This window comes from Prevotella sp. HUN102, from assembly GCF_000688375.1.
Classification (GTDB): Bacteria; Bacteroidota; Bacteroidia; order Bacteroidales; family Bacteroidaceae; genus Prevotella.
In genome coordinates this window covers 955,531-981,233 of sequence record NZ_JIAF01000004.1, presented here as the reverse complement: position 1 = coordinate 981,233, position 25,703 = coordinate 955,531, and the positions used below count along the sequence as shown (strand labels likewise).

Annotated in this window: 27 protein-coding genes and 1 pseudogene; 9 read left to right on the top strand and 19 right to left on the bottom strand. The window is 44.4% G+C overall.

Annotated features, from left to right (window positions below):
• Window positions 1-35: 35 nt before the first annotated feature.
• The 4 genes and pseudogenes from porV (at window position 36) to P150_RS16285 (ending at window position 5,096) form a co-directional block, all read left to right on the top strand.
• On the top strand, window positions 36-1,217 hold the full coding sequence (gene porV / locus P150_RS0109055) for a type IX secretion system outer membrane channel protein PorV (RefSeq protein WP_028897402.1): 1,182 nt from the start codon (window positions 36-38) through the stop codon (window positions 1,215-1,217).
• 54 nt (window positions 1,218-1,271) lie between these two features.
• Window positions 1,272-1,763, top strand: a complete 492-nt coding sequence (gene ispF / locus P150_RS0109050) for a 2-C-methyl-D-erythritol 2,4-cyclodiphosphate synthase (protein WP_028897401.1) — start codon at window positions 1,272-1,274, stop codon at window positions 1,761-1,763.
• A gap of 817 nt (window positions 1,764-2,580) precedes the next feature.
• Window positions 2,581-3,810, top strand: a complete 1,230-nt coding sequence (locus tag P150_RS0109045) for a site-specific integrase (protein ID WP_028897400.1) — start codon at window positions 2,581-2,583, stop codon at window positions 3,808-3,810.
• A 123-nt stretch (window positions 3,811-3,933) separates the two neighbouring features.
• Window positions 3,934-5,096: pseudogene (locus tag P150_RS16285) on the top strand (tyrosine-type recombinase/integrase).
• Between the two features lie 228 nt (window positions 5,097-5,324).
• Here the strand turns inward: P150_RS16285 and P150_RS0109035 are convergent.
• The 3 genes from P150_RS0109035 to P150_RS0109025 all read right to left on the bottom strand — a co-directional run bounded on the left by P150_RS0109035 (window position 5,325) and on the right by P150_RS0109025 (window position 7,211).
• Entirely contained in the window at window positions 5,325-6,203 is an 879-nt protein-coding gene (locus P150_RS0109035) for a hypothetical protein (RefSeq protein WP_155952989.1), read from the bottom strand.
• A 165-nt stretch (window positions 6,204-6,368) separates the two neighbouring features.
• Window positions 6,369-6,767, bottom strand: a complete 399-nt coding sequence (locus tag P150_RS0109030) for a hypothetical protein (RefSeq protein ID WP_155952988.1) — start codon at window positions 6,765-6,767, stop codon at window positions 6,369-6,371.
• A gap of 3 nt (window positions 6,768-6,770) precedes the next feature.
• On the bottom strand, window positions 6,771-7,211 hold the full coding sequence (locus tag P150_RS0109025; RefSeq protein ID WP_028897397.1) for an Imm12 family immunity protein: 441 nt from the start codon (window positions 7,209-7,211) through the stop codon (window positions 6,771-6,773).
• 127 nt (window positions 7,212-7,338) lie between these two features.
• On the opposite strand from P150_RS0109025, the gene P150_RS0109020 reads away from it, so the two are divergent.
• Entirely contained in the window at window positions 7,339-8,244 is a 906-nt protein-coding gene (locus P150_RS0109020; protein WP_028897396.1) for an IS982 family transposase, read from the top strand.
• A 124-nt stretch (window positions 8,245-8,368) separates the two neighbouring features.
• Here the strand turns inward: P150_RS0109020 and P150_RS0109015 are convergent, their stop codons facing one another.
• From P150_RS0109015 to P150_RS0108970, 10 genes are all read right to left on the bottom strand, one after another.
• Window positions 8,369-8,935: a DUF416 family protein gene (locus tag P150_RS0109015; protein ID WP_155952987.1), complete on the bottom strand. Its 567-nt coding sequence runs from the start codon at window positions 8,933-8,935 to the stop codon at window positions 8,369-8,371.
• A 68-nt stretch (window positions 8,936-9,003) separates the two neighbouring features.
• Entirely contained in the window at window positions 9,004-9,507 is a 504-nt protein-coding gene (locus tag P150_RS0109010; protein WP_028897394.1) for an Imm26 family immunity protein, read from the bottom strand.
• A 199-nt stretch (window positions 9,508-9,706) separates the two neighbouring features.
• On the bottom strand, window positions 9,707-10,261 hold the full coding sequence (locus P150_RS0109005; RefSeq protein ID WP_155952986.1) for a hypothetical protein: 555 nt from the start codon (window positions 10,259-10,261) through the stop codon (window positions 9,707-9,709).
• 244 nt (window positions 10,262-10,505) lie between these two features.
• A complete protein-coding gene (locus tag P150_RS0109000; RefSeq protein WP_028897392.1) occupies window positions 10,506-10,718 on the bottom strand; it encodes a hypothetical protein in 213 nt (70 codons plus the stop codon).
• A gap of 36 nt (window positions 10,719-10,754) precedes the next feature.
• Window positions 10,755-11,360: a hypothetical protein gene (locus P150_RS0108995; protein WP_155952985.1), complete on the bottom strand. Its 606-nt coding sequence runs from the start codon at window positions 11,358-11,360 to the stop codon at window positions 10,755-10,757.
• A 20-nt stretch (window positions 11,361-11,380) separates the two neighbouring features.
• Complete coding sequence (locus P150_RS0108990; RefSeq protein WP_155952984.1) at window positions 11,381-11,773, bottom strand: hypothetical protein; 393 nt, start codon at window positions 11,771-11,773, stop codon at window positions 11,381-11,383.
• A gap of 67 nt (window positions 11,774-11,840) precedes the next feature.
• The gene (locus tag P150_RS0108985) at window positions 11,841-13,409 is read right to left on the bottom strand and encodes a rhomboid family intramembrane serine protease (protein WP_028897389.1); all 1,569 of its coding nucleotides are present in this window, start codon (window positions 13,407-13,409) and stop codon (window positions 11,841-11,843) included.
• A 179-nt stretch (window positions 13,410-13,588) separates the two neighbouring features.
• Window positions 13,589-13,876, bottom strand: coding sequence for a helix-turn-helix domain-containing protein (locus tag P150_RS0108980; protein ID WP_028897388.1), 288 nt, complete (start codon window positions 13,874-13,876; stop codon window positions 13,589-13,591).
• Window positions 13,877-13,884: 8 nt separating this feature from the next.
• Window positions 13,885-14,157 carry a helix-turn-helix domain-containing protein gene (locus P150_RS0108975; RefSeq protein ID WP_028897387.1) on the bottom strand — a complete coding sequence of 91 codons (273 nt, stop codon included), beginning with the start codon at window positions 14,155-14,157 and terminating at the stop codon, window positions 13,885-13,887.
• A gap of 209 nt (window positions 14,158-14,366) precedes the next feature.
• Complete coding sequence (locus P150_RS0108970) at window positions 14,367-14,573, bottom strand: hypothetical protein (protein WP_028897386.1); 207 nt, start codon at window positions 14,571-14,573, stop codon at window positions 14,367-14,369.
• A 251-nt stretch (window positions 14,574-14,824) separates the two neighbouring features.
• On the opposite strand from P150_RS0108970, the gene P150_RS16280 reads away from it, so the two are divergent.
• Window positions 14,825-15,775, top strand: a complete 951-nt coding sequence (locus P150_RS16280) for a toprim domain-containing protein (RefSeq protein WP_036932156.1) — start codon at window positions 14,825-14,827, stop codon at window positions 15,773-15,775.
• A gap of 3 nt (window positions 15,776-15,778) precedes the next feature.
• Entirely contained in the window at window positions 15,779-16,285 is a 507-nt protein-coding gene (locus tag P150_RS0108960) for a DUF3408 domain-containing protein (RefSeq protein WP_028896755.1), read from the top strand.
• Here the strand turns inward: P150_RS0108960 and P150_RS17610 are convergent.
• Entirely contained in the window at window positions 16,282-16,476 is a 195-nt protein-coding gene (locus tag P150_RS17610; RefSeq protein ID WP_155952947.1) for a hypothetical protein, read from the bottom strand. The genes P150_RS0108960 and P150_RS17610 overlap by 4 nt on opposite strands.
• Before the next feature lie 41 nt (window positions 16,477-16,517).
• Between P150_RS17610 and P150_RS0108955 the strand changes: the two genes are divergently transcribed.
• Together P150_RS0108955 and P150_RS0108950 are read left to right on the top strand one after the other, a co-directional pair.
• Window positions 16,518-16,946 carry a ribbon-helix-helix protein, CopG family gene (locus P150_RS0108955; RefSeq protein ID WP_028896756.1) on the top strand — a complete coding sequence of 143 codons (429 nt, stop codon included), beginning with the start codon at window positions 16,518-16,520 and terminating at the stop codon, window positions 16,944-16,946.
• Window positions 16,912-17,913 (top strand): relaxase/mobilization nuclease domain-containing protein, encoded by a 1,002-nt coding sequence (locus P150_RS0108950; RefSeq protein ID WP_028897385.1) that lies wholly within the window; start codon window positions 16,912-16,914, stop codon window positions 17,911-17,913. The genes P150_RS0108955 and P150_RS0108950 overlap by 35 nt, the downstream gene beginning before the upstream one ends.
• Window positions 17,914-18,327: 414 nt before the next feature.
• On the opposite strand, the gene P150_RS0108945 is transcribed toward P150_RS0108950, so the two are convergent.
• The 5 genes from P150_RS0108945 to P150_RS0108925 all read right to left on the bottom strand — a co-directional run bounded on the left by P150_RS0108945 (window position 18,328) and on the right by P150_RS0108925 (window position 25,631).
• Window positions 18,328-19,677, bottom strand: a complete 1,350-nt coding sequence (locus P150_RS0108945; protein ID WP_028897384.1) for an outer membrane beta-barrel protein — start codon at window positions 19,675-19,677, stop codon at window positions 18,328-18,330.
• Window positions 19,674-20,237 carry an RNA polymerase sigma factor gene (locus P150_RS0108940; protein ID WP_028897383.1) on the bottom strand — a complete coding sequence of 188 codons (564 nt, stop codon included), beginning with the start codon at window positions 20,235-20,237 and terminating at the stop codon, window positions 19,674-19,676. Before P150_RS0108940 ends, P150_RS0108945 begins: the two co-directional genes overlap by 4 nt.
• A 22-nt stretch (window positions 20,238-20,259) precedes the next feature.
• On the bottom strand, window positions 20,260-20,964 hold the full coding sequence (locus P150_RS0108935; protein WP_028897382.1) for a NigD-like C-terminal domain-containing protein: 705 nt from the start codon (window positions 20,962-20,964) through the stop codon (window positions 20,260-20,262).
• A gap of 271 nt (window positions 20,965-21,235) precedes the next feature.
• Window positions 21,236-23,788 (bottom strand): C10 family peptidase, encoded by a 2,553-nt coding sequence (locus tag P150_RS0108930; RefSeq protein ID WP_028897381.1) that lies wholly within the window; start codon window positions 23,786-23,788, stop codon window positions 21,236-21,238.
• A gap of 64 nt (window positions 23,789-23,852) precedes the next feature.
• Window positions 23,853-25,631, bottom strand: coding sequence for an Omp28-related outer membrane protein (locus P150_RS0108925; protein WP_197018075.1), 1,779 nt, complete (start codon window positions 25,629-25,631; stop codon window positions 23,853-23,855).
• Window positions 25,632-25,703: the final 72 nt, after the last annotated feature.

Genomic DNA, 25,703 nt, shown 5'->3' with positions numbered 1-25,703 from the left:
GAACGTTTATAAAGAATCAGAAAACAAAGAATAGAATGAACAAGTCTTTTAGAATATTGAGCCTTTCGCTGCTGCTGACGGCAGCCGTTACCACCTCAGCACAGGACAAGAGAGACATTTTCAATCCCGTTCGCAACTCCGTTACCTCGCAGATGATTGCTCCCGATGCACGTGCGGCAGGTATGGGCGACGCCGGTGCAGCTACCGATCCCGACGTTTACTCGCAGTTCTGGAATCCCGCCAAATATCCGTTTGCCATTTCGCGTGCCGGCGTTTCGCTGAACTACACGCCGTGGCTGCGCCAGTTGGTCAATGATATGGGACTGGCTTACCTTTCAGGCTACTACCGAATCGGCGATTACAGTGCCGTGTCGGGTTCTGTCCGCTACTTCTCGCTCGGCGAAGTGCAGGGCGATTACTCACAAGAGACAAACTCCAGTGCCTTTACCATCAAGCCCTACGAAATGTCGTTCGACGTGGCATACTCGCTGATGCTGAGCGAAAAGTTCTCTTTGGGTGCAGCCGTGCGATGGATTTACTCCGACCTTACCTATACCTTCACGGAAGAAACAACTCCGGGTTCTGCATTCGCTGCCGATATATCCGCCTACTATCAGAACTACGTAAATCTGGGCAGCCGTGAATGCCAGCTCGGGCTCGGCTTGAACATTTCAAACATCGGTTCAAAGATTACCTTCGGCGGCGACAACCGTGCAGAATTCATTCCTACCAACCTCCGTCTGGGTGCTTCGCTTATGATTCCTGTTGATGAGTTCAACCGTTTTACCATCGCAGCCGATGCCAACAAACTGCTGGTGCCTACGCACCCGATACGCCAGACGGACGAATCGGAAATCGACTATCAGGACCGTGTGCAGAAGGAATACTACGACGTTTCCTCCATCTCCGGCATTTTCAAGAGCTTCAGCGATGCGCCCCGCGGCTTCTCGGAAGAGCTTGAAGAGGTGCAGTGGAGCGTAGGGGCCGAATACGTGTACCACGACCAGTTCTCCGTTCGCGCCGGTTATCATCACGAGAGCGAGAACAAGGGCAACAGAAAATATTTCACAGTCGGTGCAGGCTTCAAGATGAACGTGTTCTCGCTCGATGCGGGCTATGTGATTGCAACGGCAAAGAGCAATCCTCTCGACCAGACCCTGCGCTTCTCCCTCACGTTCGATATGGACGGAATCAAGGATTTGTTCAACAGAAGATAACCTCAAGCACAACATTTCCACCCATTCAAGCGAACAACAGAAAACCATTTCCCAATGAACACTTTCCCAAAAATCCGTGTCGGTATGGGCTACGACGTCCACAAGCTCGTTGAAGGGCGTGCGCTCTGGCTCGGCGGAATAAAAATCGATCACACAATGGGGCTGCTCGGACACAGCGATGCCGACGTGCTTATCCACGCCATTTGCGATGCTCTGCTCGGTGCGGCGAATATGCGCGACATAGGCTACCATTTCCCAGACACTTCGGATGCCACACTCGATATGGATTCCAAGATTATCCTCAGGCAGACCATCGAACTGTTGGCTTCCAAAGGCTACACTGTGGGCAACATCGACGCCACCGTGGCTGCCGAGAAACCGAAGATAAATCCCCACATACCCGCAATGGTCAGTTGTATGGCTGAGATAATCGGATGCGACGAAGACCAAATATCCATCAAGGCAACGACTTCCGAGAAGATGGGGTTCGTGGGCAGACAGGAGGGAATGGCTGCCTACGCCGTCTGTCTGATTCAAAAAGCATAAGCAAACGCTCCCGACTCATCTGTCGCCTCCCTAATCTGGAAAGCAGGTTATAACCAAGGAACGAGCATTTCATAAGTAATTGAAAATCAACTGATAAAACATTCAAATTCAAACGTGCGAAGATTGCAATGCATTCTTCGCACGTTTGTTTTGCATTTTTGCGAAGATTGCGTTGCGTTTTTCGGTCAAATGAAAACCATTCTCAAGGAGCTGAGAAAACGATTCCTAAGGAATGGCTAAAGACCTTCCTTAAGAATGACTGAAGGACTTCCTTAGGAACGACTGAAGAGTTTTATAAGGAACTGTCAAAGAGCTTCTATCTGAATTTAGATATACAAGGTTGCTCTAACCTTCATTGAGCCGTATTGTTGTTTTATCTCTCACAGATAGCACGGATTCACAGATTAGCATTTTCGGGAATGAGAAAAAATCTGTGATTCAGAGAAATCTGTGAGAAATAGACCTTTTATTTTATTCCAAACCCGGGTTCTTGAAAAAGATTAGGAACTATTAGAGGAAATGGCATTAGGGTGAGGATGAGAGGTAAGTGGATGGAAATGAGAGAGATTTGCAGTATATCTCTATGGTTTGCATTGAGGGATAAAGTGCAGAAGATGTGGATTTATGCAGAAGTTCCGTTACCAAATCGTTAGTCCATTCTTTGAATGGTAACGAAGAGGTAAGAGAAGGTAACTGACGGAAGGCTATTCGGTAACTCATCTTTCTGTAATTGTGGTTCTGATGCATTGTGACACAATGTTTTGCGTAGCTGAGAACGCTTCGGTAACGGGTAATTTTGCCCATAAAAACAAAGCGTATGCAAACAGACAAATTCAAGGTGTTGCTCTACCTGAAAAAGAGCGGATTGGACAAGTTGGGGCAAGCTCCGATAATGGGGCGTATAACCTACGGGCGAACCATCGCCCAATTCAGTTGTAAGCTCTCGTGCGACCCCAAGTTGTGGAATGCTCGTGAGAGCAGACTGAACGGCAAGAGCCGTGAAGCGGTGGCAACTAACGGCAAGTTGGAACGCTTGCTTCTCTCGGTACAGTCGGCTTATCGAACCCTTTGTGAGCGAGGTGCAGAGTTTACTGCAACAGACATCAAGGAGCTGTTCCAAGGAAGTATGCAAACTCAAATCACCTTTCTGGAGCGATACGACCGAATGGTCGAAGATATGGAGCAAAAGGTAGGCATCGAAATAAAGGCTACAACTATGAGTAGTTACCACACTGTTCGCAAGCACTTACAAGCCTTTATCAGCGAGAAGTACCACACGGCAGATATTCCTTTCGGACAGATGGAAGAAGATTTCTTGGAATGCCTGCAACACTACTCGGTCGGGAAGTTGGGGCATTCGCAAGGTTATTATCGTAAGATGGTTTTGGCGGTGAAGAAAGTCTGTCGTTTGGTGTATCGTGAGGGCTTGACAGAACGACAACTATTCGCTCACATAGAGATAGAACGAGGAGAGAATAAACAACCTCGTGCCTTGGATAGGGCTTCATTGGATAAGTTGTTGGGCTTGACATTTGAGCCGTATGAAGTGGAGCTGGAAACCGCCCGTAATCTCTTTCTCTTCTCCTGTTATACGGGCGTTGCCTATTGCGATATGATTGCCCTGAATCAAGAACATCTCTTTACAGACGATGAGGGAGCATTGTGGCTGAAGTTCCGCAGACAAAAGACCAATACCCTTTGCCGTGTGAAACTCCTATCCGAAGCGGTGCGTTTGATAGAGCGGTATCAGTCTGATGAACGTAGTACGCTCTTTGCTCCCATAGCTTATTCTGCTTACCTTGTCCAACTCAAAGCCCTGCAACTTCGGGCGGGTATCTCCATTCCCCTTTCGGCACACGTCGGTCGCCACACTTTTGCAACCTTGATAACCTTGGAACGTGGTGTTCCCATCGAAACGGTAAGCCGAATGCTGGGGCATAGCAACATCCAAACGACCGAGCGATACGCCCACGTCACCCCGAAGAAGCTCTTCGATGAGTTCGAGCGATTTCTCTCTTTCACCGAAGATTTACAACTCTCTTTGTGACATTCAAGAATATGCCCTCAAAAGCACCTAAGCTTTTCCGAGAAAGCAATAAAGCTTTTGCCCGAAAGCTTAGGAGCTTTGAGAGGTAAAGTTATTACCATTCATACAGCAGACGAAAAGATTATGCGCAGTACCTTCAAAATCCTATTCTATATCAATAAGAGCAAGACCAAAGCAGACGGCACAACAGCAATCTTCTGCCGTATCACCATAGACGGAGCGAACGCAGTGATAACCACAGGCGAAAGCACCACTCCCCACGATTGGAGCGTGAAGCGAGGGGAAACGACGGACAAGAAGACCAACCAACGCCTGCAAACCTTTCGGGAGGAAATCGAACAGGGGTACAACACCTTGCTCTACAAATATGGAGCGGTGAGTGCCGAGCTTCTGAAGAACCACCTGCAAGGCATCGGATGGAATCCAATGACCCTTCTTGCCCTTAGTACGGAGGAATTGAAAGTCCAACGAGAAAGCAAGAGCGAGGGAACATATAGCAACAATCGGTATTCCGACAGACAACTAAACTCCTTTGTGCGAAGTCGTGGAGAGGAGGATATTCCTTTAACGGCTCTTACGATAGACTTCTTTGATGATTATCGTTTCTATTTGAAGAAGGAGGGCTATGCCCCTGCAACGATAAACGGGCATCTATGCTGGTTAAGTCGGTTGATGTATCGAGCCGTCAGTCAGGGAACGATACGTTTCAATCCGTTTGAAGAAGCGAAGTATGAATCCGTGGAGCGCAAACCTCGTTTCCTGAGCAAAGGCGATGTGGCAAAGCTCTTGGCATTCCCGTTGCAGGACGAAGGGGCAGAACTAAGCCGAAGGATGTTTCTTTTCTCTGTCCGGGTTTGGCATTTGCCGACTTGCAGAGCCTGCGAGCTTCGCAAATCGAAACGAACAACGAGGGGAAGCGGTATATCCGCAAGGCAAGACAGAAGACGGAAGTGGAGAGTTTGATACCCCTGCATCCGATTGCAGAGCAGATACTTTCGCTTTACACGAAGGAGAATAGCAAGGGGGATTATAAGATATTCCCCGATACGATGAGCAAGGGCAAACTGCTTACCCATCTCAAAGCCGTAGGGTTGGCGTGTGGTATTCGTACTCCGCTGGGCTACCACGTTGGTCGACACAGTTTCGGCACGCTGACTTTGGAGGCAGGCATTCCGATAGAAAGCATTGCCAAGATGATGGGACATTCGTCCATTGCCAGCACGCAAATCTATGCCCAAATCACCGACCAAAAGATTGCACGGGATATGGAGAGGCTAATACAATAAAGTGGTATATAGGTATGTATAGAAACGAGTTTGCTACATTAGTGTGTAACAAACTCGTTTCATGTAAATATCAGCCGACCGTCGAGGACGGTACAGCAAAGCCAAGAAACCTATGGATATAATGATAATAAACATTAGGTCCTTGAAGAATCTTTTATACGGGCTGTTCTCGAATCGTGGTTGCAAATCCTTGACAATATCCTCTCCTGATTGTACGGTCAGACACTCTCACTCATCTGCCTCTCTTGCTATTTGGCATTCAAGCTCAAGAGAGTTCATCAGATGATTGTCGTTCATACGGATGGTTGCAAAGTACGAATTATAAAACAAATGATGGCTGTTGCTTTCCCAAGAGATGATATAGAGTTTCTCTGTTTCTATTTCCTCTTCTGTTTCATTGTGTCTGAATATCTTGTTCCCAAAAGTTTCCTTCATTGTCTCAGTCTTGACAGTGGCAAGCAGATCTACTCCATTTAGTTTCAAGGTTATTCCGCTGTTCCTTATTTCTGAAATGAATCTACTCCACAGATTAAAAAGAATAATACTGCAGTCTTTCAATGGTCTTTCCTCGCTCATGCTTCCATAAAATGTCACTATTGCAATGGGCTGGTCATTCTTTGCCAGGACACCGACACTGTACGGAACCTGCCCGTATCTATGGTATCCTCCGGGAATGGATATGTCCATTGCGCTGGAATATTTCACAAATTTATCCGAATCGGGAAAGTCATCATAATCCATTGCGTAAGTCCGTTCTTTCTCCACATAAATGTCAAAGCCGTCGTTCATAAGTTCCTGAACCGTGGTATGTCCCAGTCTCATCTCCGTATTGTTTATGGCAAGAACAGGTGCTTTTACGGGCAAGCCGATGGTGATATAAGCTATCTCGCAGAAAAATAAAAACAACAGAAAGCCAGCAAGTACAAAAACATCCTTTCTCGTTCGCCTTCTCGCATTGAACAAAGCCATAATCGGTGCAAGAATGACCAACTTTATCAAAGCGGATGTAGCTGATGGGAAATTCGCCCCCCAGTAAAGAATCTTTATCGCGGAGAAAATGGCTATTGCAAACATTAAGGCATATTTGAGAATTTCACCTATTCCCATTTTATCCGTTCTTGTACTTGAGTTTACAACTTTATCAATCAGCCTTTTTCCATCGACGATGGTATTCCTATAAAAGTTGTACAGAAAGTAGATAGTAAAAACAATTACAATGCTCCAAAATGCAAACACACCAATTAAAAAAAGCCTTTCCATATTCTCTATTTTTTATATTATCTTTTTATTTCCCTCCCCGCATTTGTCTCGGTCGCTTTCACTCGTGAGCAGGTTCGTCTTCCGAAGCAGACGGTTACCCATATCCCAATGAAAGCGCATGCAACTCTTTTCCACATTGTTTGAAAAGATACCCTGCTCCGTCACCCGTCCGAGTTGGTCTCGCTCTGTGGCAACCCTCTCCCCACCGCTCAGCTCCCGCTGTATCTCCAGTCCGCTCTTATCACGACCGATAAAGACCTCCCAGCCTGACGACCGCATACCCGAGAGTCGCCCCTCCGTGTCGTACTCGAAGCGCACTGTGCGACCATTCTGTATTCCAATCATGCTTCCTTCCGAAGAGAAGCTACTCAATAGATAGAGCAATAGACTGAAAATAAGTCGGATAAACATACTTTATATAGTCAAAGAAATTAGGCTTTCAGAGATTGTCTCTTGAAATAAAGTGCTATCAAATTTTAGTCCATCAGACTTCAACCGTTTGTCCATAAATGCATTTAAGTTTGACAAAGAAGCCTCCATAAACAGAAGAAATTTTCTTTTGTAGTCAAGAAATGGTTCAGAAAACCAATAGCTCCTATCAATACAAAATTCGGAAGCGATTTCTTGCTTTTTCTGAAAATATCTACATTTTGTAACACTAGAATCTGTGCAATACTCAGATATATCTCCACTAACATATAAGTTAATCTTTATCTTATCAACCCCATAGAAGAACTTATCTTTAAATTGAGTTTTTAAGGATTTCCTTACCTCTATCACCAATTGATGAATATTCTTTGCTTTAATCTCAGGTGAAATGTCTCCTCCAATAGCAGAGATTAAAATGATTTCCATCTCAAGTATAATATTACGTATTTAACGTGAGTTCGATGAATTATAAGTTCTTGTAAATTTGGTAATTAGCGAAATTTGTTGTAACTTTATAGTGCTAAAATACAAAGAATTACAAACAAAAATCGCTATGCTTACCGAGGGCAAAGTTACAGAAATATTTTGTATGGCAGATGACTTCTGCAAGTTTTTTGACGCACTGATGGCAAAATATACGCTAAAACCGTCTGACAAGAGGAAGTATCACCGTGATTCCACGATGTCCAAGGCTGAAATCATGCTGATTATGATACTCTTTCACGATTCAGGCTATCGTTGCCTGAAGCATTTCTATCTTGAGAAGGTGTGCAAGCATTTACGTCATCTGTTTCCCGAGGTAGTCTCGTACAACCGTTTCGTAGAATTGGAAAGGGAAGTCGCCATCCCCTTGGCTTTGTTTATCAAAAAGGTCCTGCTGGGCAAATGCACAGGCATCAGTTTTGTTGACAGTACACCTCTTCGCGTCTGCCGAAACCAGAGAATACACATTCATAAGGTTTTCAGGGGCATTGCCCAAAGAGGGAAATGCTCCATGGGGTGGTTCTTCGGATTCAAGTTGCATTTAATCTGCAACGAGAGAGGAGAACTTCTCAACTTCATGATTACCCCAGGTGGTCTTGATGACCGTAAGCCTTTGGAATACAAAGCCTTTGTAGAGTTTATACATGGCAAGTTGGTCGGTGACAAGGGATATATCAGCAAGGGGCTCTTCCAAAGACTTTTCGTTGATGGCATACAACTTATTACCAAGTTGAAAAGCAACATGAAAGGAGCATTGATGAGCGTCTCGGACAAACTGCTGCTCAGAAAGAGGGCTATCATAGAAACGGTGAACGATGAACTCAAGAACATTGCACAGGTGGAGCACTCCAGGCATCGGTCCTTTGACAATTTCATCGTCAATTTATTGGGGGGCATTGCGGCCTATTGCCTGTTTCCAAAGAAGCCGTGCATCAATGTACAAAGGACATTGGACACACAGCTTGCTTTGTTCTGAATTCGTCGAACTCACGTTAATTAATGATGTGCTGTAGTCCTCCCATTTTGAAGTTTGGAACTTTGGGTATAAAATCCTTATTTTCTCTTTATGTTTTCATACTGGGATACCCCAAGTTCAATTGTCAATATTCCATTTTGAATTGAGTAATTATTTGTTTGAATTCCTGAATATCCATGCTATTAAAATCTCTCTTCATGTAGTTTATTATATCTAACACTTGACTTTGAACTGCAAGTTCCTTAGAAACCAGTGAGTCTGAATTTTCTAAATTCAGGATACCCAATGCAATAATATCTGCAGTTTCAATAGCTTTCAGTCTACAATAATTTATAAAATCGACATTATTTTCTTCAGTGAAATCTAGGCAGTATGCCAATGCAATTGCAGCATTCTGTGCCAGAACAGCTTCATTACTCCCGTCTTCATCTGTATCAGGAATTATCTGTTCTATCAAATGTATGTCTTCAATATTGGTGTTCTTTACAATTTGATTAAACTGATCCATAGCACAACGGAAGAGAGTTTTATCAATTAAGTTTCTGATTATAGCAAAACTAGAAAACTGTCCCTTGCTTATCAAGTAACGTTCAAGATACACTTGCATTCTTATAACACAGCTGACACCAAACAATAATTGTTTATTGGGGGATAGGTTCAATATTCTATTTTGAATTTGATTTTCAATCATGATCCACAACCTTTTATTCTGTTTCTACTTCTTTTCCCAGAAATCTTTACAGTCAAGAACACTACTGTTTAAGGTTGTTCGACTATATTATTGGGCAATGGAAGTATATCCTGATTTGCAGGATAGCCTTCTATATTGCTGGACAGCCAACGTTCAAAAACTTGGTAATTATCAAAAAAACCATAGATGTACCCCCTTTTTAATAGGTCGATATAATCCTTTTGAGGGACAATCAAAGGATTCCCATTTCTCATTACCCTTGATTGTTCAATGAAAAGTTCTTTATTATATGGTAAAAAAATCGCTAAATCAGGCCATGTTATTTTCTCTTTCTCTAAATCAACTTGCCCTATTAGTTTCCAAATTTTCTTCCTTACAGCCGTTTCTTTGCACGCTTTGTAAGTCTTAAAACCAAGAGACAAAAGAGTCTCCAAATCTTTCATTGGCTCCTCTGAAATATAGTTAAATATACCAAAGCTAAACTCTCTTATCCAGCACACATAAATGAATTTGCCACTTAACAATGACATTTCATACACACTACCGTATTTTTTTTTGTCTCCTTTCGCCATACTGATGTATTTTTTTTATGATGTCCTTTCGTCAAATTGCTGTCAAGTACCTCCGTTTTATTATTTTCGGGATTAGCAAAAGTAGCTTCGTATCCATTGCATAGTCAAAGAAATAACCTCTGAGAAAGGCATAAATTTTCTTCGCCAACAAAATTTGCACTTCTATAGTGAGAGGTGATACGCAGCATTATTCCAAGTCTCATTGAGCTATTCCAACCTTTTCAAAAATAATCCCAGAAATCATTTTAGATTCGAACATCTCCTTAAACTCTTTTGTGCAGTAGTAGAAGTTGACGATTTTCAGATCTCTAAATATCTTAATCCCGTTGATTTCTTTTTTTACAAAACGAATGTCATTGCTTTTCATCATATCCATTGATTGGTTATAGTCTAAACCTGAGAAGTCAATTGCACTAACTACATTTAATATATTTACATATAAATAAGAAGGAATTGTACCAACTATATTTATGGGTAATAACTCAACATTCAATCCTTTGAATAGGTCTGAAAAAATAGAATTTATTATAAAGATATTGCCATAACATCTTGAATCGAAGGAAATACATTTTCTCTCTTCTTCCCTTTTTTCTGAATCAACTGTTGTGACATTTTCAAGCAATTCGAAAATAGGGGTTTCCCAACTTAAAGCAAGACTTTGCCCCCTAAAGGAGTTAAACTGATTTATAACTAATTCATTTCTACTTGATATTCCCTTAAATAGATAGTCATTTTTTATTCTGTATACATCCATATTGTTACCAAATTTTCTTGTTAAAGGGGAGATCTCCTGCAATATTTGTTTGATACGGAAATACAACAAAGATACTATCTACAACCTTTATTCTACCATAAATATCAAGACTTTTTTACATCGTTGTTATTGGGGGGCACGAGATAGTCTGTTATGATGCTGTACGACTTGCCACCGACAATTTTTATAAGAAAACAGAATATCTCTTATTGTAAATATTCGCCTGGTAATAATCCATAAAAATTTATTCGTTATAATACCGAGTTATATATGTCTTTGAATACTGCTGTATAGTTTCATTTGAATAGCTACCTCCTTTTGCGTATATCAAATTCATTATATCAACAACAAATTTTTCTAATTGCACAGAATCTAATGCAATATTTTGTTTCTTCAACTCTATTTCTATGATAGACTTGCATCTTGCAATATCATCAACTGTTGCGTAGTGTGTCATATTAATGATGTTTCAAATGTTCAATTTTATCCACTTTTATTTCTTTGTTTTCCTTCTTTCTTTCCTCCCCGCATTTGTCCTGGTCGTTTTCGACCTCTTGTGCTTTTCTCTTTCCTTTTGCACATACTTCCACACTTTCACGGCAAGCAACTGCCCGTTGTCCGACCTCCCTACGTGTCGGTACTCGCCACGTTTAGGTTCGAAACTTATCGGTCGCGGTACTAGATACGGAGGGTTGTTTTCATCGATACCAGGGACCTGCTCCATGAACCAACAGTCGTCTAACCACTCCGCTTGGTAGATGTTGTAGTGCCTCGTCTTCGCGTCTCTGACGAAATGGGCTACGACCGTGTTTTCGCTTCCGCCCTGGTTCCCCTCCGTCCTGTATTTCCAATAGAGAGTAAACTCGGGATTGAGTTCCCTGAACTTGTCTTCCTCCATTTTCGATCCCCCAAAAAAGGTGAGGGAGTTTACGGGGGCGTAGAGGGCTACGTGCTCCAGATAGGTCTTGCTGTCCTCTTCGCTTTGCAGACACACGTTCAGCTCAGTCTGCTCGAAGAGCGGCTTGGGGTGTTCCACAGGTTCATATTGAGTAGAGTCGCACATCATGGCGAATAGTATGGGTATGATTGCTTGTATCATTGTTTATCGGGTGTTGTTATTTATTCCTTTATGGAGCATCTGATGCCGTGCTGTTTGAGTTCTGCCATCAAGCCTTTTGTGGTAAGGTAGATATCGCTTTCAGAACTGATAAGTACTATCTTCCTATAATACCAGCTTGAGTCGAAGAGAAACATGCGACTTTTTATCAAGCTTCTCTTCTTTCTCAACCACATTATGCCTAAAAAACCTCTAAAACCTCTTCTTAGAGCTATTTTTGAAAATCTGATTTCTTCTATCTCTTCTATCTTGTAGGTTAGAGAAAACAATCCGGTATGAACGGTCATGCAGCCTTCAGAAATGCAAAACACATCATACTTTCTGTCGCCCCTGCTGTTAATCCTGCGAAGTCTGTAAGCTGCAAGAATGAAAAGCAGCAGTGCAATGATCATCATATTTGTCATCGAATTCATATTAAATTTCCAAGTATACCGAAAATTCCCCAATATTTTCCATTGCGTATTATCTTTTTGTTTTTACATCCCGTTTTTGTCGTTTTCCCCCTGCTTTCGCCTTGCACGGGGCGAGAAATGCGAAGCCGAGCAGGAGACCGCAGAGCAGTCCTCCGATGTGGGCAGCATTGTCGATACCCGGCACGATGCCTGCCAATAGGTTGATGCCGACAAAGATGGCCGTCTCACGAAGCACGAACTTCGCATGGCTCTTCGGATAGACTCCGCCCAGCAACAGGGCGATGTAGGCTCCGTAGAGACCGAAAATGGCACCCGACGCTCCCACAGCAACAATCGGTTCGGTGTGCCACAATAGACTTGCGACACTTCCTGCGAGCGCAGAGAGCAGATAGACACAGAGGTATCGGCTGCGACTCATCAGTTCTTCGAGGTGTGTACCCACATAGAAGAGGCAGACCATATTGGCAAACAGATGTGCTACCCCTCCATGCAGGAATGTGGCAGAGAGCAATCTCCACCATTCTCCCTCACTCACCCGTGGGGCGTAGCAGGCTCCCCAGGCGATAAGATCATCGGACTGAAAGGTAAGAAAGCCTTTCCCGGCAAAGACCATCAGGAAGAACAGGGCGATATTGGCGTACATGATGATGGGCGTAACGAAGTAGCCCTCGTGGGGTATTATCAAGTCAAGCCATTCCTGCCGCTCTGCCTGTGCCATAAGGTCGGGCTTACCGTCCTTGATGCGCTCGAGTTCCTTGGCGTTGGTCTTGGGCATGACGGAGAGCAGCAGCCACACGGCAAGGACGATGGCGATGGCAGTGAGAAAGCGTTCCTGCAGGTCGCCGGCTCTTACCCCGTAAGGCACGTTCATGCCCTGCAGTATAACAGGGTCGGAGGGGAAATGTACGCCCTGACCGATGGCGTTCTCGAAGCCCTCATAATGCTTGGACGATCTGCCTATCCGCTCGAAGCAGAGGAAGTGCGAGAAGTTACTGGACTCGGTTCGGGCTTGACTCAGCCTGATGAATGTGTTGTATTCTCTCTCCAACGTTTCGTGGCTGTTGCGATTGCTTATCTCGTCTTCATAGACGATGCCCAGCCAAGCAGTCGGATCGTGGGAGAGTGTGTCGGCCTCGGTGTTGCGGATAGGTATGACGGCGTAGAAATACATCTTGAACCTGTCGGCGTTCCTGCCCTCTATCCTGTAGGTGGCGTGATAGCGACTGGCAGCGGTGTCGATATGGTATGTCCCCAACTGGTAATACTTCGTAGACTCACGGCTTTCTATATCCTCGACAGACGACAGCATGGTCAGCTTGCCTGTGGTTGCGGTCATATACTTCTGTGCGAACACCATCGGTATCACCAGCCCGATACACGCCAGAAATGTATGATAAAAATCGATTTTCAGTTTAAGCACCTTCAGCTTGGGGGCAATGTAAAACCATGCCGTCGCCCCGGCGAGCAGTAGGGGCAGTACTATCTCCGTAAGCTCCTCTTTCGGGTGGAACACGCCGAACCTGACGACCAACAGCCAGTTCAGCAGCGTGTAGCCGACCGTCAGCCCCACGAGTGCCAGCACGAACGGCACGAAAACAAAGCGCAGCTTATCTTTCATTTGGGCGGATCTTTACTGTTTATAACGTAAATGTACTTGATTTATTGCAAAAAGATACCGAGTAATCAGCAAAAAGATACCGAGCGATGATGAGATTGCTCGGTATCTTTTGGACAACCATTCGGCAGGTTCTTTCTGTGTGATTGTCAAACAGCAGGAAAACGCTTCTTACGAATACTTTATCTCCGATAATTTTCTTGCAATAATCTGTTGATATCGGATAGTCGATAGAGTATTTTCCCTGCGATTTGGGTGTAAGGAATGATACCCTTGTACCGATAGTCCTGCAAGGTGAGAGGGCTGACGAAAAGCCGTTCGCAAACCTCCCGACCCGTAAAGTAGATTTCTCCCCCGAAGAGCGGACGGTGCGTTTGGGCAATCTCCCGAAGGCGTTTGTTTACTTCTCTGATGCCTGAGATGAGCTGTTTCATCTCGGGCGTTTCTTTGTTGATGGTTTCGTATTCCATAGCTGTGGTTATTTGCGGTTGGACTTGGCAAGGAGTGCTTCCACATCCTCACGTTTGTAATAGCACTTATGCCCGATTTGGATAAAGGGCAGCACGGACGTGTCCCGATAGTGCTGGAGCGTTCGCTTGCTGATGTTCAGTATTCGGCACACATCCCCGTTGTGCAACAGGTCGGGGACTTCGGGCTTCGTGCCGAATTGTTCTCTCATACAAAGAGCCAGCTCTTCGATGCTCTTTTTCAGTTCCTCCCAAGCGGAGGTGTCGATGGCGGTAAATCTCATATCAATATCGTTTTTCTCTTTTTGATGCAAATGTACGCAGTCGAAATCCTTGTTCCCAGACCCGATGAAATCAAGGGAAATAGAGGGAACTCACAGGCAAATATACAAGCACCAGCCGCCTGTTTCACCCACTTCTATCTAAGTGCGTACTTGTGGCTTCGATACGGTATGAAGTGACTCTCTTGTCAATGAAAACAGTCTCTCCTCTTTCATCCGAAGAAAAAGGAAGCAGGCATTGGCAATCCGATGAAGTTGGTTTCCGAGCCGTTCCCCTCTCCGTTCTCTCCTTTTGAGCGTTTTCGTCCCGATTTCCCTTGTTTGTGTCGTCCATTCTCGGAGCATTTCTCTGTACCTCGAAGCAGCAGAAACACAAACCTTGGGACTCTGTATTCGGCTCTGTAACTTGGTTTCAGCATCCCATTTCGGGTGAAAGTTCAAAATCAAGCAACGAAAGGAAGAACGAACAATGAAAAGAAACGAGCGAATGAGAAATGCCATAGATACTTTCTTCTTTCACTGTGAAAGGAAATATACGGTGAAAGGAAAAAAGCAGAGACAGACTTTTTGCTTTGAGGGCAAGAAAGTTCGTCCTCCGTAAGAGAAAAGCTTTTTCCTTTCACCGTTTGAAATTCCAATTCTAATCACTCAATAATTATCCAAACAACTTATGAAATCAAGATATTACAATTTACAATATATCAAAGCGATACCGATAGCAGACTATCTGCACGCCTGCGGTATCGAGCCTGCCAAGCGGTACAAGGGCTATGCCCTTTATCACGCACCCTACCGAGAAGACTCCAATGCCAGCTTGAAAGTGGACTTTCGGCGAAACCTGTGGCACGACTATGGGACAAGCCAAGGCGGAAGCATCATCGACCTTGTGATGAAGATGCGTGGGTGCAGTGCCTACGAAGCAATGGTGCATCTTGCCGAAGGGAAATCACAAATCCTTGCTTCCTCTTCTTTTCATCGTGAAGCTCACATAGAACAGATAAGAGTTGAACAGCAACCACGTAATGCAAGGCGTATTCTCTCCATCAGCGAAGCATTGCCCCTGCACTTGCAGAACTATCTCCGAGAGGTACGCAAGATAGACCTTGCCGTGCCAAACCCTTATTTCCGTCACGTTCGCTACGAGGTAGGAGGAAGAGAATACTCCGCTATCGGCTTTGCTAATCGTGCAGGAGGGTATGAGCTTCGGGACGACAAGACATTCAAGGGCACAATCGCTCCGAAGGATATTTCCGTGATAGCAGGAGAAGCGAACAACGCCCCTCTCTGCATCTTCGAAGGCTTTATGGACTTCCTTTCCCATCTCACGATGAAAGGAAAAGAAACCGCTCCCTGCCTTGTGCTGAACTCCGTCAGCAATCTACCACGAGTCATTGACTATCTCCACGAAAAAGGCATCGACGCCGTTCGGGCTTTCCTCGACAACGACCAAGCAGGACGGCAAGCTCTTCAGGGTACCCAATCTTCAGGCATCAAGGTAGAGGATATGAGCCGACACTATTCCCAACATAAAGACCTCAACGACTACCATATTGCTCAATGTAAGCAAGAACAAAAAGAACAACAGCGGAAACCTGTTATTGTCAAACACAAAATAAGATAAGCTATGAAAGAAGAATTTGATTTGTCACGCTATTTGAACCATTCCGAAAAATCCGATGGCTCACAGATACTTTCTGAACTTATCAGTAAAGCCGTTTCCACTAAACAAGAAACTGAGCAAGCAGAGCCAATGAAGCAATCTGAAAGCTCACAGCATTCCTCTGTATCCGAGCAGACATTGCCTTCCGAGTCTTTGAATGAAGCAAAGGAAGCCGTGAAAGCAGAGCACTCCGAGCAGGAGAAGCGACAAGCGATATCAAGCATTCCGAGACGTATCAGCCACAAGCAACGACAAGAGAGCTTGGAGAGCTATCGGGAAGCCTTTCTCTTGCCCCATAAAATCATCGACCGAAAAGCAACCTATCTCAGTCGCTCCACGTGGGAACGCTTGGAGTTCGTTGTCCGTCGCTTGGGCGATTACGGGGCGAATGTTTCCAGTTTCTTGGAGTGCATAGCTCTCCGACATCTGGAGGAATATAGCGAGGACATAGAACGCTGGCGCAAACTTTAATCACGGCATTCCGAGCCATCGGTAAGGAAATGAATAATCGGCATTCTCAGAAGATGAGAAACACAGGAGATGAAAGCCAAGCATAGTATATGCGAGGGTATTCCATCGGTAACATTGCAAGACGTCAGTTTGTAGCCACAAACTGCGCTTGCCCCCTTTACCGCTACGCTCAGGGGGAGAGCCGTAATCACTTCGTTCTCATCGGTCGGAATGCCTTAATGAACAAACTAATATGAAACCCAAAACAGATAAAGAGAAAAGGAAGAAGAAGTCCAATAAGACCTGCCTTCTTCGGGTACGCTGCTCCGAAGAGGAGAAAGCAAGGATACAAAAGCGAGCGGAACGGACGGGCAAGAAACTCTCCGAGTTCTGTCGGGAGGCATTGCTTACCGGAGAGATTGTTGCCGTTCCCCAATTGGGAGAACACGAACGGGAAGCCATTCGGGTATTGCAACGGGTCAGCTACTTCTTCAGTCACATTTCCAACTTGATTAAGACGAAAGACCCCTCTTGGGTTGCCATTGCCAAGAACCTTTCTTGCATTTCACTACACGCTTTCGAGCGATTTTACAGTCCTCGGTATCGGATTACGGACGAGATATATGATGTTCTAAATATGAAGCGCAATGATAGCGAAGTGCAAAGCCATAGCACACGGTAAGACGGCATTGGAGTATATCTTCCGAGAAACGAAGCTCAAGAATAAGCTCTTAATCCAGAACCTTTGCAGAGATACGGCAGAGAGAATATACGAAGAGATGAACCTTGTCAATCGGTTCAACAGCCGTTGTCGCAACAAATTCCTGCGGATGGAAATCGGTATCGCTCCGAAAGATGAAGCAGGAATGAATTGGAAGAAGCTCCGAGAAATAGCCTGTGAGTTTATCCAAGCAATGAAATTGCAGGAGTATCAGGTGGTAGCCGTTACGCATAAGGATACCGACAATCTGCACATTCATGTCATTGCCAATCGGATGAGTATGAACGGGGCGGTTTATGATACGACCTTTGTAAGTAACAAGGCAGCACGGGTGGCAGAGGAATTAAGTCGCAAGCACGGTCTGACGATTGCCAATGAGATACGGGCAGAGAAAAGGTATCAAAAGCCGAGAGCCAATCAGGCACGGGAGGCGAGCAAGGAGAAACTGCGCACAATGGCTTACGGCTTGTTGGGAAAGTATACGAATGGCGGAGTGAATGGCTATGCTTCCTTTCGATATGATTTGAGACGACAAGGAGTAACCGTTGAACAGATGAAGAACAAGAAAGGTAAAGTCTATGGACTGAAGTTTCATTTTGAGGGGCAGACGTTCAAGGCTTCGGAGATAGGACGAGAGTTTGGATACAACTCTCTGTTGAAACAATTCGGGTTGTCCTATGCCGCTCCCTACCACTCTTCTGTTCCGATTTATCAGCCGAAAGAACCTTTACAGGAAGAAAAGCTACAGCAACCAGCCCCCGCACCAAGTCTTGTTGAAAGCGTGGTGGATGTAGCCGAAAGGATTGCATCGGGTATTGGCAGTGTGTTGGATTTCCAAGTCCATGGAGAAGATTATGCCGAGACCGCCTTCCAGCGGAGACTGCGCCACGAAGCCAACAAGAAAAAGAAACGGGGACGGAGGATGTAGAAAACAAAATTATTTTCCCCTCATCAAGTTCCATAAGACCTGAATTCACGGTTGAAGAGTAAAGAGAATGATACGATTTGTTTCATCTCAGAAAAGAAAATCAAGAAAGAACGCTCACTTTCCCTCTCAAATGTGTACCTTTGCAGGTGATAATAGTGAGCGTTCTTTGGCTATTCAAAACAATGTGCCTCAAAGCACTCCGCTCATTTTTAAATCGTTACCCATCCTCTATTCTGAAATGGTAACACTCTATTATCCAATGAGATAGTTCGCTAACGAGAAATTAGTTGGGGGAATTTATCAGCAGCAATTCCGTCCATCGCTTTCTTGAACTAAACAAAGCAACCTCCTCGTCTACTTGTACCCTCGCCTCCTTGTACCTTTGAGTTCGGGCTTATCCCGAACTCAAACACATTATCGCAGATTGAATCTGAGACCGGCTTTCAACTGGAAGGAAACGGGATGGTCGCTATAAATGGTTTGCAACTCGGACTTCTTGCCGAAATGATACGCCACGCCGGGTTCCAGATAGAGACTGACGCCCGGTGTCAGCTTGTAGGCCGCGCCGAATCTGGCAGACATCGCCCACTGCAATTCCTTCATCTTCACCTTATGCGTGGTGGCGGTTTCCGTGCCGTCGTATTGTTCGCGCTGCTTTCCATAGACCATCTTCTCAACGCTTCCACCTCCCGATGCGTACAATACCACTTTGTTCTTTCTCCACAACTGATAATTGAGATTCAAGGGGATGCCGACGAAATGCAACTGCTGCTTGATTTCGTGATTGATGCTACCCACTTCGTAGGTAAGTTCCGAATAGTGATAGCTGTACATCAGTCCGGTCTCGATGCTCGCTCTGCTGCTCAACGGCAAGGCGATGGAAACGCCAAAAGTAATGGGCTGATGGTGGTTGGCTTTCTTCACTATTTTATTTTGTCTGGTTACCACAAGTTCGCCTCCCGTTCCTGTGGGCAAAACCGGATTGAGGCTTGAGGACGACGCTGCAACCGGCATGCCGGCAACCAATACGCCCAGTTGGGCGTGGTTATCGGAACGTCGGGGGCGATTATCCACCACAGGCGCGGTAAAGCGCTGTCGCTTTCTCTGCTCCGTTCGTTCTGTATTTTCATCAGGCTTTCCGTTGTCAGCTGCTGTCGGTTCTGCCTGTACTGCCGGGGCGTCCGTCGGGTCAGCCGCAGTAATCGGCTGTTCGGTGGCAACGGCTGATTGTTCCGTCATTGCCACCAGTGGCCCGCTGCCGTTCTCTTGTGGCAGAATGCTCGACGCAATGGCATTGAAGGCTGTCTTTGCAGAGGCCAACAATCTGTCGCCCATATTCATATCCGAAGTGTATTCTTCGCCGTTATCGCTCGTGTATATCTTCTCGGAAGCAAATGTTTCCGTGCTTTCAAGTCTATTTCTGACGTCTCTTTTACTGTTCTTTGCCAAGCCACGGGATACGTCTGCATTGCCACCATTCGTGCCTGCGCTATCAGTAACGTTGAAAATCGAACTGTTCAGCAACAGGAGCGTTCCCACGGCAGCAGCCGAAAGCATAGAGGTAAACCAAACCACGGTTTTGCCTCGTTTCCTTCTGTTGGTGTCTGCAACTGTTTCAGGCGATTTCATCGGTATTATCTCCGGACTTTCGCCTTCTTCGGATGATGGAAGTTTTTTTAAAATCTCGTCAAATAATCCTTCAGGAGGTGTCATTTCATAATTGTCCAATTTATTATGAAATCCTTCTTTCCATTCCTCGTTCATAGTTTCAATCCTTTCCGATATGAGTTAATTTGCTTTTTAAGTATGGCTTTCGCACGAGATAGCTGCGAGGCAGAAGATTTCTCCCTTATTCCCAATATCTCTCCTATTTCCTTGTGCGATTTGTTTTCGAGCACGTAGAGGTTGAACACGAGCCTGTATCCCTCGGGCAGCAACTGTATCATCTGCAAGAGCATCTCTTCGGGCACGTCTTCCACCGTCAGTTCCGATTCATCGTCCTGCTCGGGAAGCTGCTCCTCATACACCAAGGGCACGGTTTTCTTCTTGCGCAGAAAGGTCAATGCCTCCATTACCACTATCTGCTTGCTCCAAGCAAACAGCGAACCGCTTCCTCTGTACTCGAAACTGCCGATTCTTGTGAAGATTTTTATAAATGCCTCTTGCAGCACGTCCTTTGCGTCGTCGCTGTCCGAGACGTAACGGGCGCATATTGTCAGGAAGATTCCGGCATACTGGTTGTAAAAAGTTCTCATCGCTGAAGCATCTCTCTTGAGGAGTCCTTCAGCGATGCCTGCTTCTTCTTTCTCGTCTTTTTTTATCATTTAGTGCTTAATCGTTTCTCCCCTATTCAGTATCGCTCCTTACGTGATACTTGAAAGAGGCTTGCTTATCTCCTTGATAAGATTTCCAATGTAGCTGCAAAGTTACATCTTTTTTTCCGTTTTTCCGTGCTATCTTATCAATTTCGGACAGCCTGAAGGCGATAAGCCCCGATGCAAACCGTCCTTTATTGTCGCCGTGAGCATTGTATGCAAGCACCAGTTTATAGGGTTCTTTCTCCGAATGCTGCACAATGAGGTTCATATCCCGCTTCGCCTTCGGGTTGGTTATTGCGGTGCTATACCTCAAAGTGAGGTAGCCGTCCTCGACCACGGTGCCGAAACCATTGATGATTTCCAATCTGTCTTCGCCGTATTTCTTCCAATCCATCGCTTTGAGCTCGGGCATAATGGCGTTCTTGGTGCGGATACTGTCCATCCAGTTGATGTATATTTTGTTCATTCCCTTTTCATCTTTCTCCTGTCTGATATTGGCAATCGCCCTTACTTCCTTCTTGCCGTATGGCGATTTGGTAATGTTGCTCGCCGGTCCCTGCACTTTATCGTCCACCCATACGTTGAAACCGGCACCATCGTTGATGGGCTTTATCGTTACAATGGCATTCGGATATATTGTTTCGTTCTTGCTTTCATCGGTCTCGCACGAAGCAAAAAAGCTGCAAACAGCAAATGCTGAAATAACTCCCAATAAAATTCTACTTGTTTTCATTGCTCTAATTCATTTTGGTTAAACTTAGATTTAATTTTTTGAGTACTCACCGAATAAATGAGAATACACGCAAAAGGTTGCATCACAAATAGTTAAAAAAGTTTTAAACGGAACAATCCATTACTTTGAAACAAAAAAATAGGCTCTTCTGCTATGCAAAAGAGCCTATCCTCAATTTATGGCATTCTCTAAAACCATCAAACGTCTATTGCAACCTGCAACATCATTTTACAGGTTTTAGCTAACACTAAAGACTATTTTCAGTCTATCATTACTCAATAATAACCTTCTTTCCATTGACTATGTAAATGTCTCTGCCCAATCCGTTGAAGTCGGTTGCATTGCTCTTTACCTTAACACCCTGTATAGAGTAGATATCAAACTGCTTGCCTTCTTCCAGCAGTTTTTCAAAGCCTGTTCCAACCTTAATCGTCATCTTTCCCTTACGGTAATTGAAAGAATAGTTCTTGGAAGCAGCACCCGAAACCTTGAGTACGTATTCGCCGGCAGGGGAGCCCTTTTGAGCGTCTGTCGTTACGACTGGTTTCTTGTTCAGAGAGTTTTCATCATCATCGTTCTTGAAACCTTCATAAGATATCTTGAACTCTGGGTTTTCTTCATCTTCAAAGCGTTCGCAATCCTCAACACTAACTTTGAGTTTTGCCTTGTTCACGATGAGGATACCATTTTTCAATTCCACTCCGTCCGGGTCAATAGTTCCATAATCAATCTTGATGGTATAATTGCCGGCTGGCGATTTTTTATCAGCTTCACAGGTAATTACCGGCGTACCTTCAACGTTGTTTCCTTCGATATCCCAAATGAAAGATGGATTTTCGTCGCCATAAGAGCGAGTAAGGTTGCGGGCCTTGATAGTTGTACCAAATTCTATGATTCCCTTTTGATCGTAGTCAAGAAGTTCTTTCCACTCATTTGCCTGACCAAACTTGTCATACATTCCTCTGAGAACATAAAGTTTGAGCAAGGTGGAAGGAATGAACGAGAAGCATTCCTTACCTGCTGCCGGAACTTCTTTAGCGAACGTTTTGATTTCTGCAAGCCCCATAGTATGAGAGAAAGCCTCATCGCCGAGCGATACAACAGTAGAAGGAAGGAATATCTTTCTCACTTCGCTGTTGCCGGCGAAACTGTAAGGACGCAGAGCTTTTACGGTCTTGGCAACGTGCAACTCCTTAGCAACACCGGGCAACGCAAATATGATTTCGCTCTTGTCGGCATTATAGAGTAAGTGGTCTTCGATGCAATAATTCTCCGTCTTGTTACCGACAAATGTAATTTCACTCATACGGCATTGTGAGAAAGCTCCGTCGCCCACGGCTTTCAAAGTCTTAGGCATCTTGATTTTCCGAAGAGTAGTACACTTATGGAAAGCCAGTTCAGGGAAGGCGTTGTCCGCTGTAATGGTATAATCTTTTCCGTCTTTGCTTAGATAGGTTTCTCCACCCATAACAATCTCGGCATCGGTAAGGTCGAGTGAAGCCAAATGTCCTTTGGTATGTGAGCCTGCAACAGTGCGTCCTGCCATTTCGCACAACACTTTGAAGTCAGAAGAATTTATCTTTCCTGATAGTTTCAAAGCCTTAACGTTGAGGCGTTCTGCTTCAGGAAGTTTTGTTGCCAATGTGCCCGGAGCAGACAAATTGATAGTTTTATCGGTCAAATCAACTTTTTCGCCCGACATACCGATACACATATCTTGCTGACGACCAAATGCAAAAGATCTAACTGCCAAAGTTGCGATATCGTAGTAACCATCTTCCATACCGTTCCATCCCCAATTCACGTGGACTTGTCCTTCGGCATTGTAGCCATCTAAGACAAAGGCGTGCCCGAAATTTTGATTCATATCGGCAGCAGCATACAGAATAGGACGGTTATTGCTCAATTCCTCATAAATAAGGTTCATCCAAGTAGGCTCGTCAATTTCGTCACGGGTCTTCATTTTCACCTTGTCGGCTGAGAAACCCATATTGCGAATCAAACCAGAAACATCCTTTTCTGTCCAAGAACCGGAACCATCTGTGGCATATTCCATAGCACAGGCTACACCACACGCCACCATAAGATTTGCTACCGCATAGGCTTGAGCCTCCGTATATTGCCCCGGATTATAGGTGTCGAGCATATTTTCATAATCAAAAATGGCATTGTCAAAGTCATATTTGAAGAAAGTATTGAGTTTATCCGGCTGTTTTACGTCTACACCTGAAGTTCCATCACCTGTCAAAGGGTATTTATGATGATACATAATCTGTGCCATAGCAGTAGCAACACAACCGGTCAGCGTGCGTTCTGATTCGGTATAGCCTTGCCAACCGCCAATTCCGCTGCTGGTACCCAATGGGCAAAGATTATAGAAAGGCTCTTGCTGTCCCCATTCACAAGTCATCAGCTCAGGAACATTGGCAGGATAAGGCGATTTAGGACGTGTAACCTTTGCCGGTTCATTGGCTTTGATTCTGGCTTTCGTAACCTCTTCCACGGTGTTGAGCCACCAATTGAAGCCCGGATTATCGTTCGAAACATTATATTGAGAGTCGCTGTAACCCAGCACAACCGGCATTACATCGTCTGTTGAAACCACTACGAACCCACCTTGATTATATCCATAGATGCGAAGAGACTCATTTTTCTTCAGCATTTTAAGATTTCCCTTGCGAGGAGCTTTCAGATAAGATGATTTATTCTGAAATATTTGTGAGATTGCAGCTTGAATCTGCGCTTCACTCCTCGGCTTTGCTTGCACGGAAAAGTTGCAGGCAAGCAACAGAATCGGGATGAGTATTTTTTTTCCGTATTTCATAGTCTGTTTTATTTTAAAATTCTACTTGGTTGTTTGATTATTTCAATCAAGTGCTTTAATCACTTTATTGCATAATCTTCTTAGTTACGACACGTCCATCAGTCATCTTTTCCTTGATAATAACGAGGCCGTGCGCATTTTCAGGATTCTGAATCTTAATGCCTTCTATGTTGTAATATTCCTTAACAACTGTGGAAGCATCAGAAGTATTGTTCACGTGTTGGATACCTGTGATAGCGGGGAATGTAATTCCATCCACATTCTCTACACGACAGTTGGCAGGGTCTTTGGAATCATAAGCATTGATAACGGCAATCACTTCCAAATTGTTCTTAACCCACTCGTCTTTTATTGGGAAGGAAACTTCATAATCGAAGCTTTTATCTTTCCAATCAATTACCTCGCCCCACGTTGAGTTATATCCACGTACCACGTGATTGTGGATAAAATTCCCTCCATAGAGGTTGAAATAATCAGTTTGGTCAGAACCATTGATGCCGTTTTCAGTCAGATAAACCGTAAGTCTGACAGGGTGCTCACTAAATTCACGACTTTTCATGCCTTCCAAACGAACAGTTATCTTTTTGTTCGCCTCGTCATGTTTACCTTCCACCTTGGTAAAAGTGACATAAGCGTCAGATTTCATTTCCCTTTCGATAACATTCTTCACATCATTTCCATTCTGTGGTTTCCAAACCGGAGACATTCCACCCGTATGCATAACATAAGGTTGGCGGTTGCACATCATATTTGGAGCTCCATAACTGCCATTATCATTGTAGAGCCAAAGATATTCTTCATCTATTGGAAGTGTGAAACGGTCGCTTCTGTAACCTGAATGATGGCACACCACATAAGTATTTTGGCGATATTTCTCCACATCCAAGGCTTCGGAAATATGATGCACCAATCCCGGACAGTAACCACATCCGATACCGGTAAATTCCTCGAGCAATACTTTTTTGGCAAAAACGAAAGCAGCCTGACGACTATCGTTACTGCTATTGACGTCCTCTCCATTTGCTACTGACACAACACTCAAGTCCAATGGAAAATCAAGGCCGGTATTCATATCAGTATAAGGCAAGTCAAAGGTAAGCTCTGATACTTTCCCCACAGCAATTTCATTGTCGAAATGCTTAGAAACCGGTTCCAAACCATCGGGTCCATTTACTCTTAAGTCGAATCCTTTTATATCTTTCGTTCCGGCATTATAAACAAAGGCTTTCATAGACAAACCATCATCGCCTCTTTTTACTGTTGCATCAATTACAGATGCGTCATAAGTGGGAAGAGACTGACCTTTCACAACAGCCTCAACACTCAAAATTCCTTTTGCGTGCATATCTTCCCACTCTGCTTCTTGACTACGATGGAAGAAGAATGTGTTAGGCATACCATTGCCGACAAATGAAATTACATCTGCATCCCGGTTCTGATAATAAGAAAAACCAATGTAAAGACCTTTTCCTTCTGCAATCTTAACAGGTATATTCAGCTTGATGTCGTTCCAATTTTTCTTCAATTGAGGGTTACTCTTGTTTGTAACTTCTCCACTTGCTATGTTCTCGGCTTTCAAATCGGTTCTTACCCACGCACGAAGCGTGTCTATCCCGATTCGATTTGTCAGCGCAGCACGAACTGAAGTAATATCTGCACCAGCATAAGCCTTCAGATACTCTGCCGGCAGATAGATAGCAGCATCCACCCATTGTTTGCCTTTTACGTTAATGGAAATATTATCTAAGTTTTTTCCACCGCAATATCCCACATTCAAACAGTCTTGTCCATAGGAGAAAAGAGCGTGGGAAAATATGAAAATGGATAATATTTTTTTTTTCATAAAATATGCTTTTATAATTGATAATAAAATTATCATTCTTTCAAAAGACTTTGGCAAGTCATTGAAATCAGG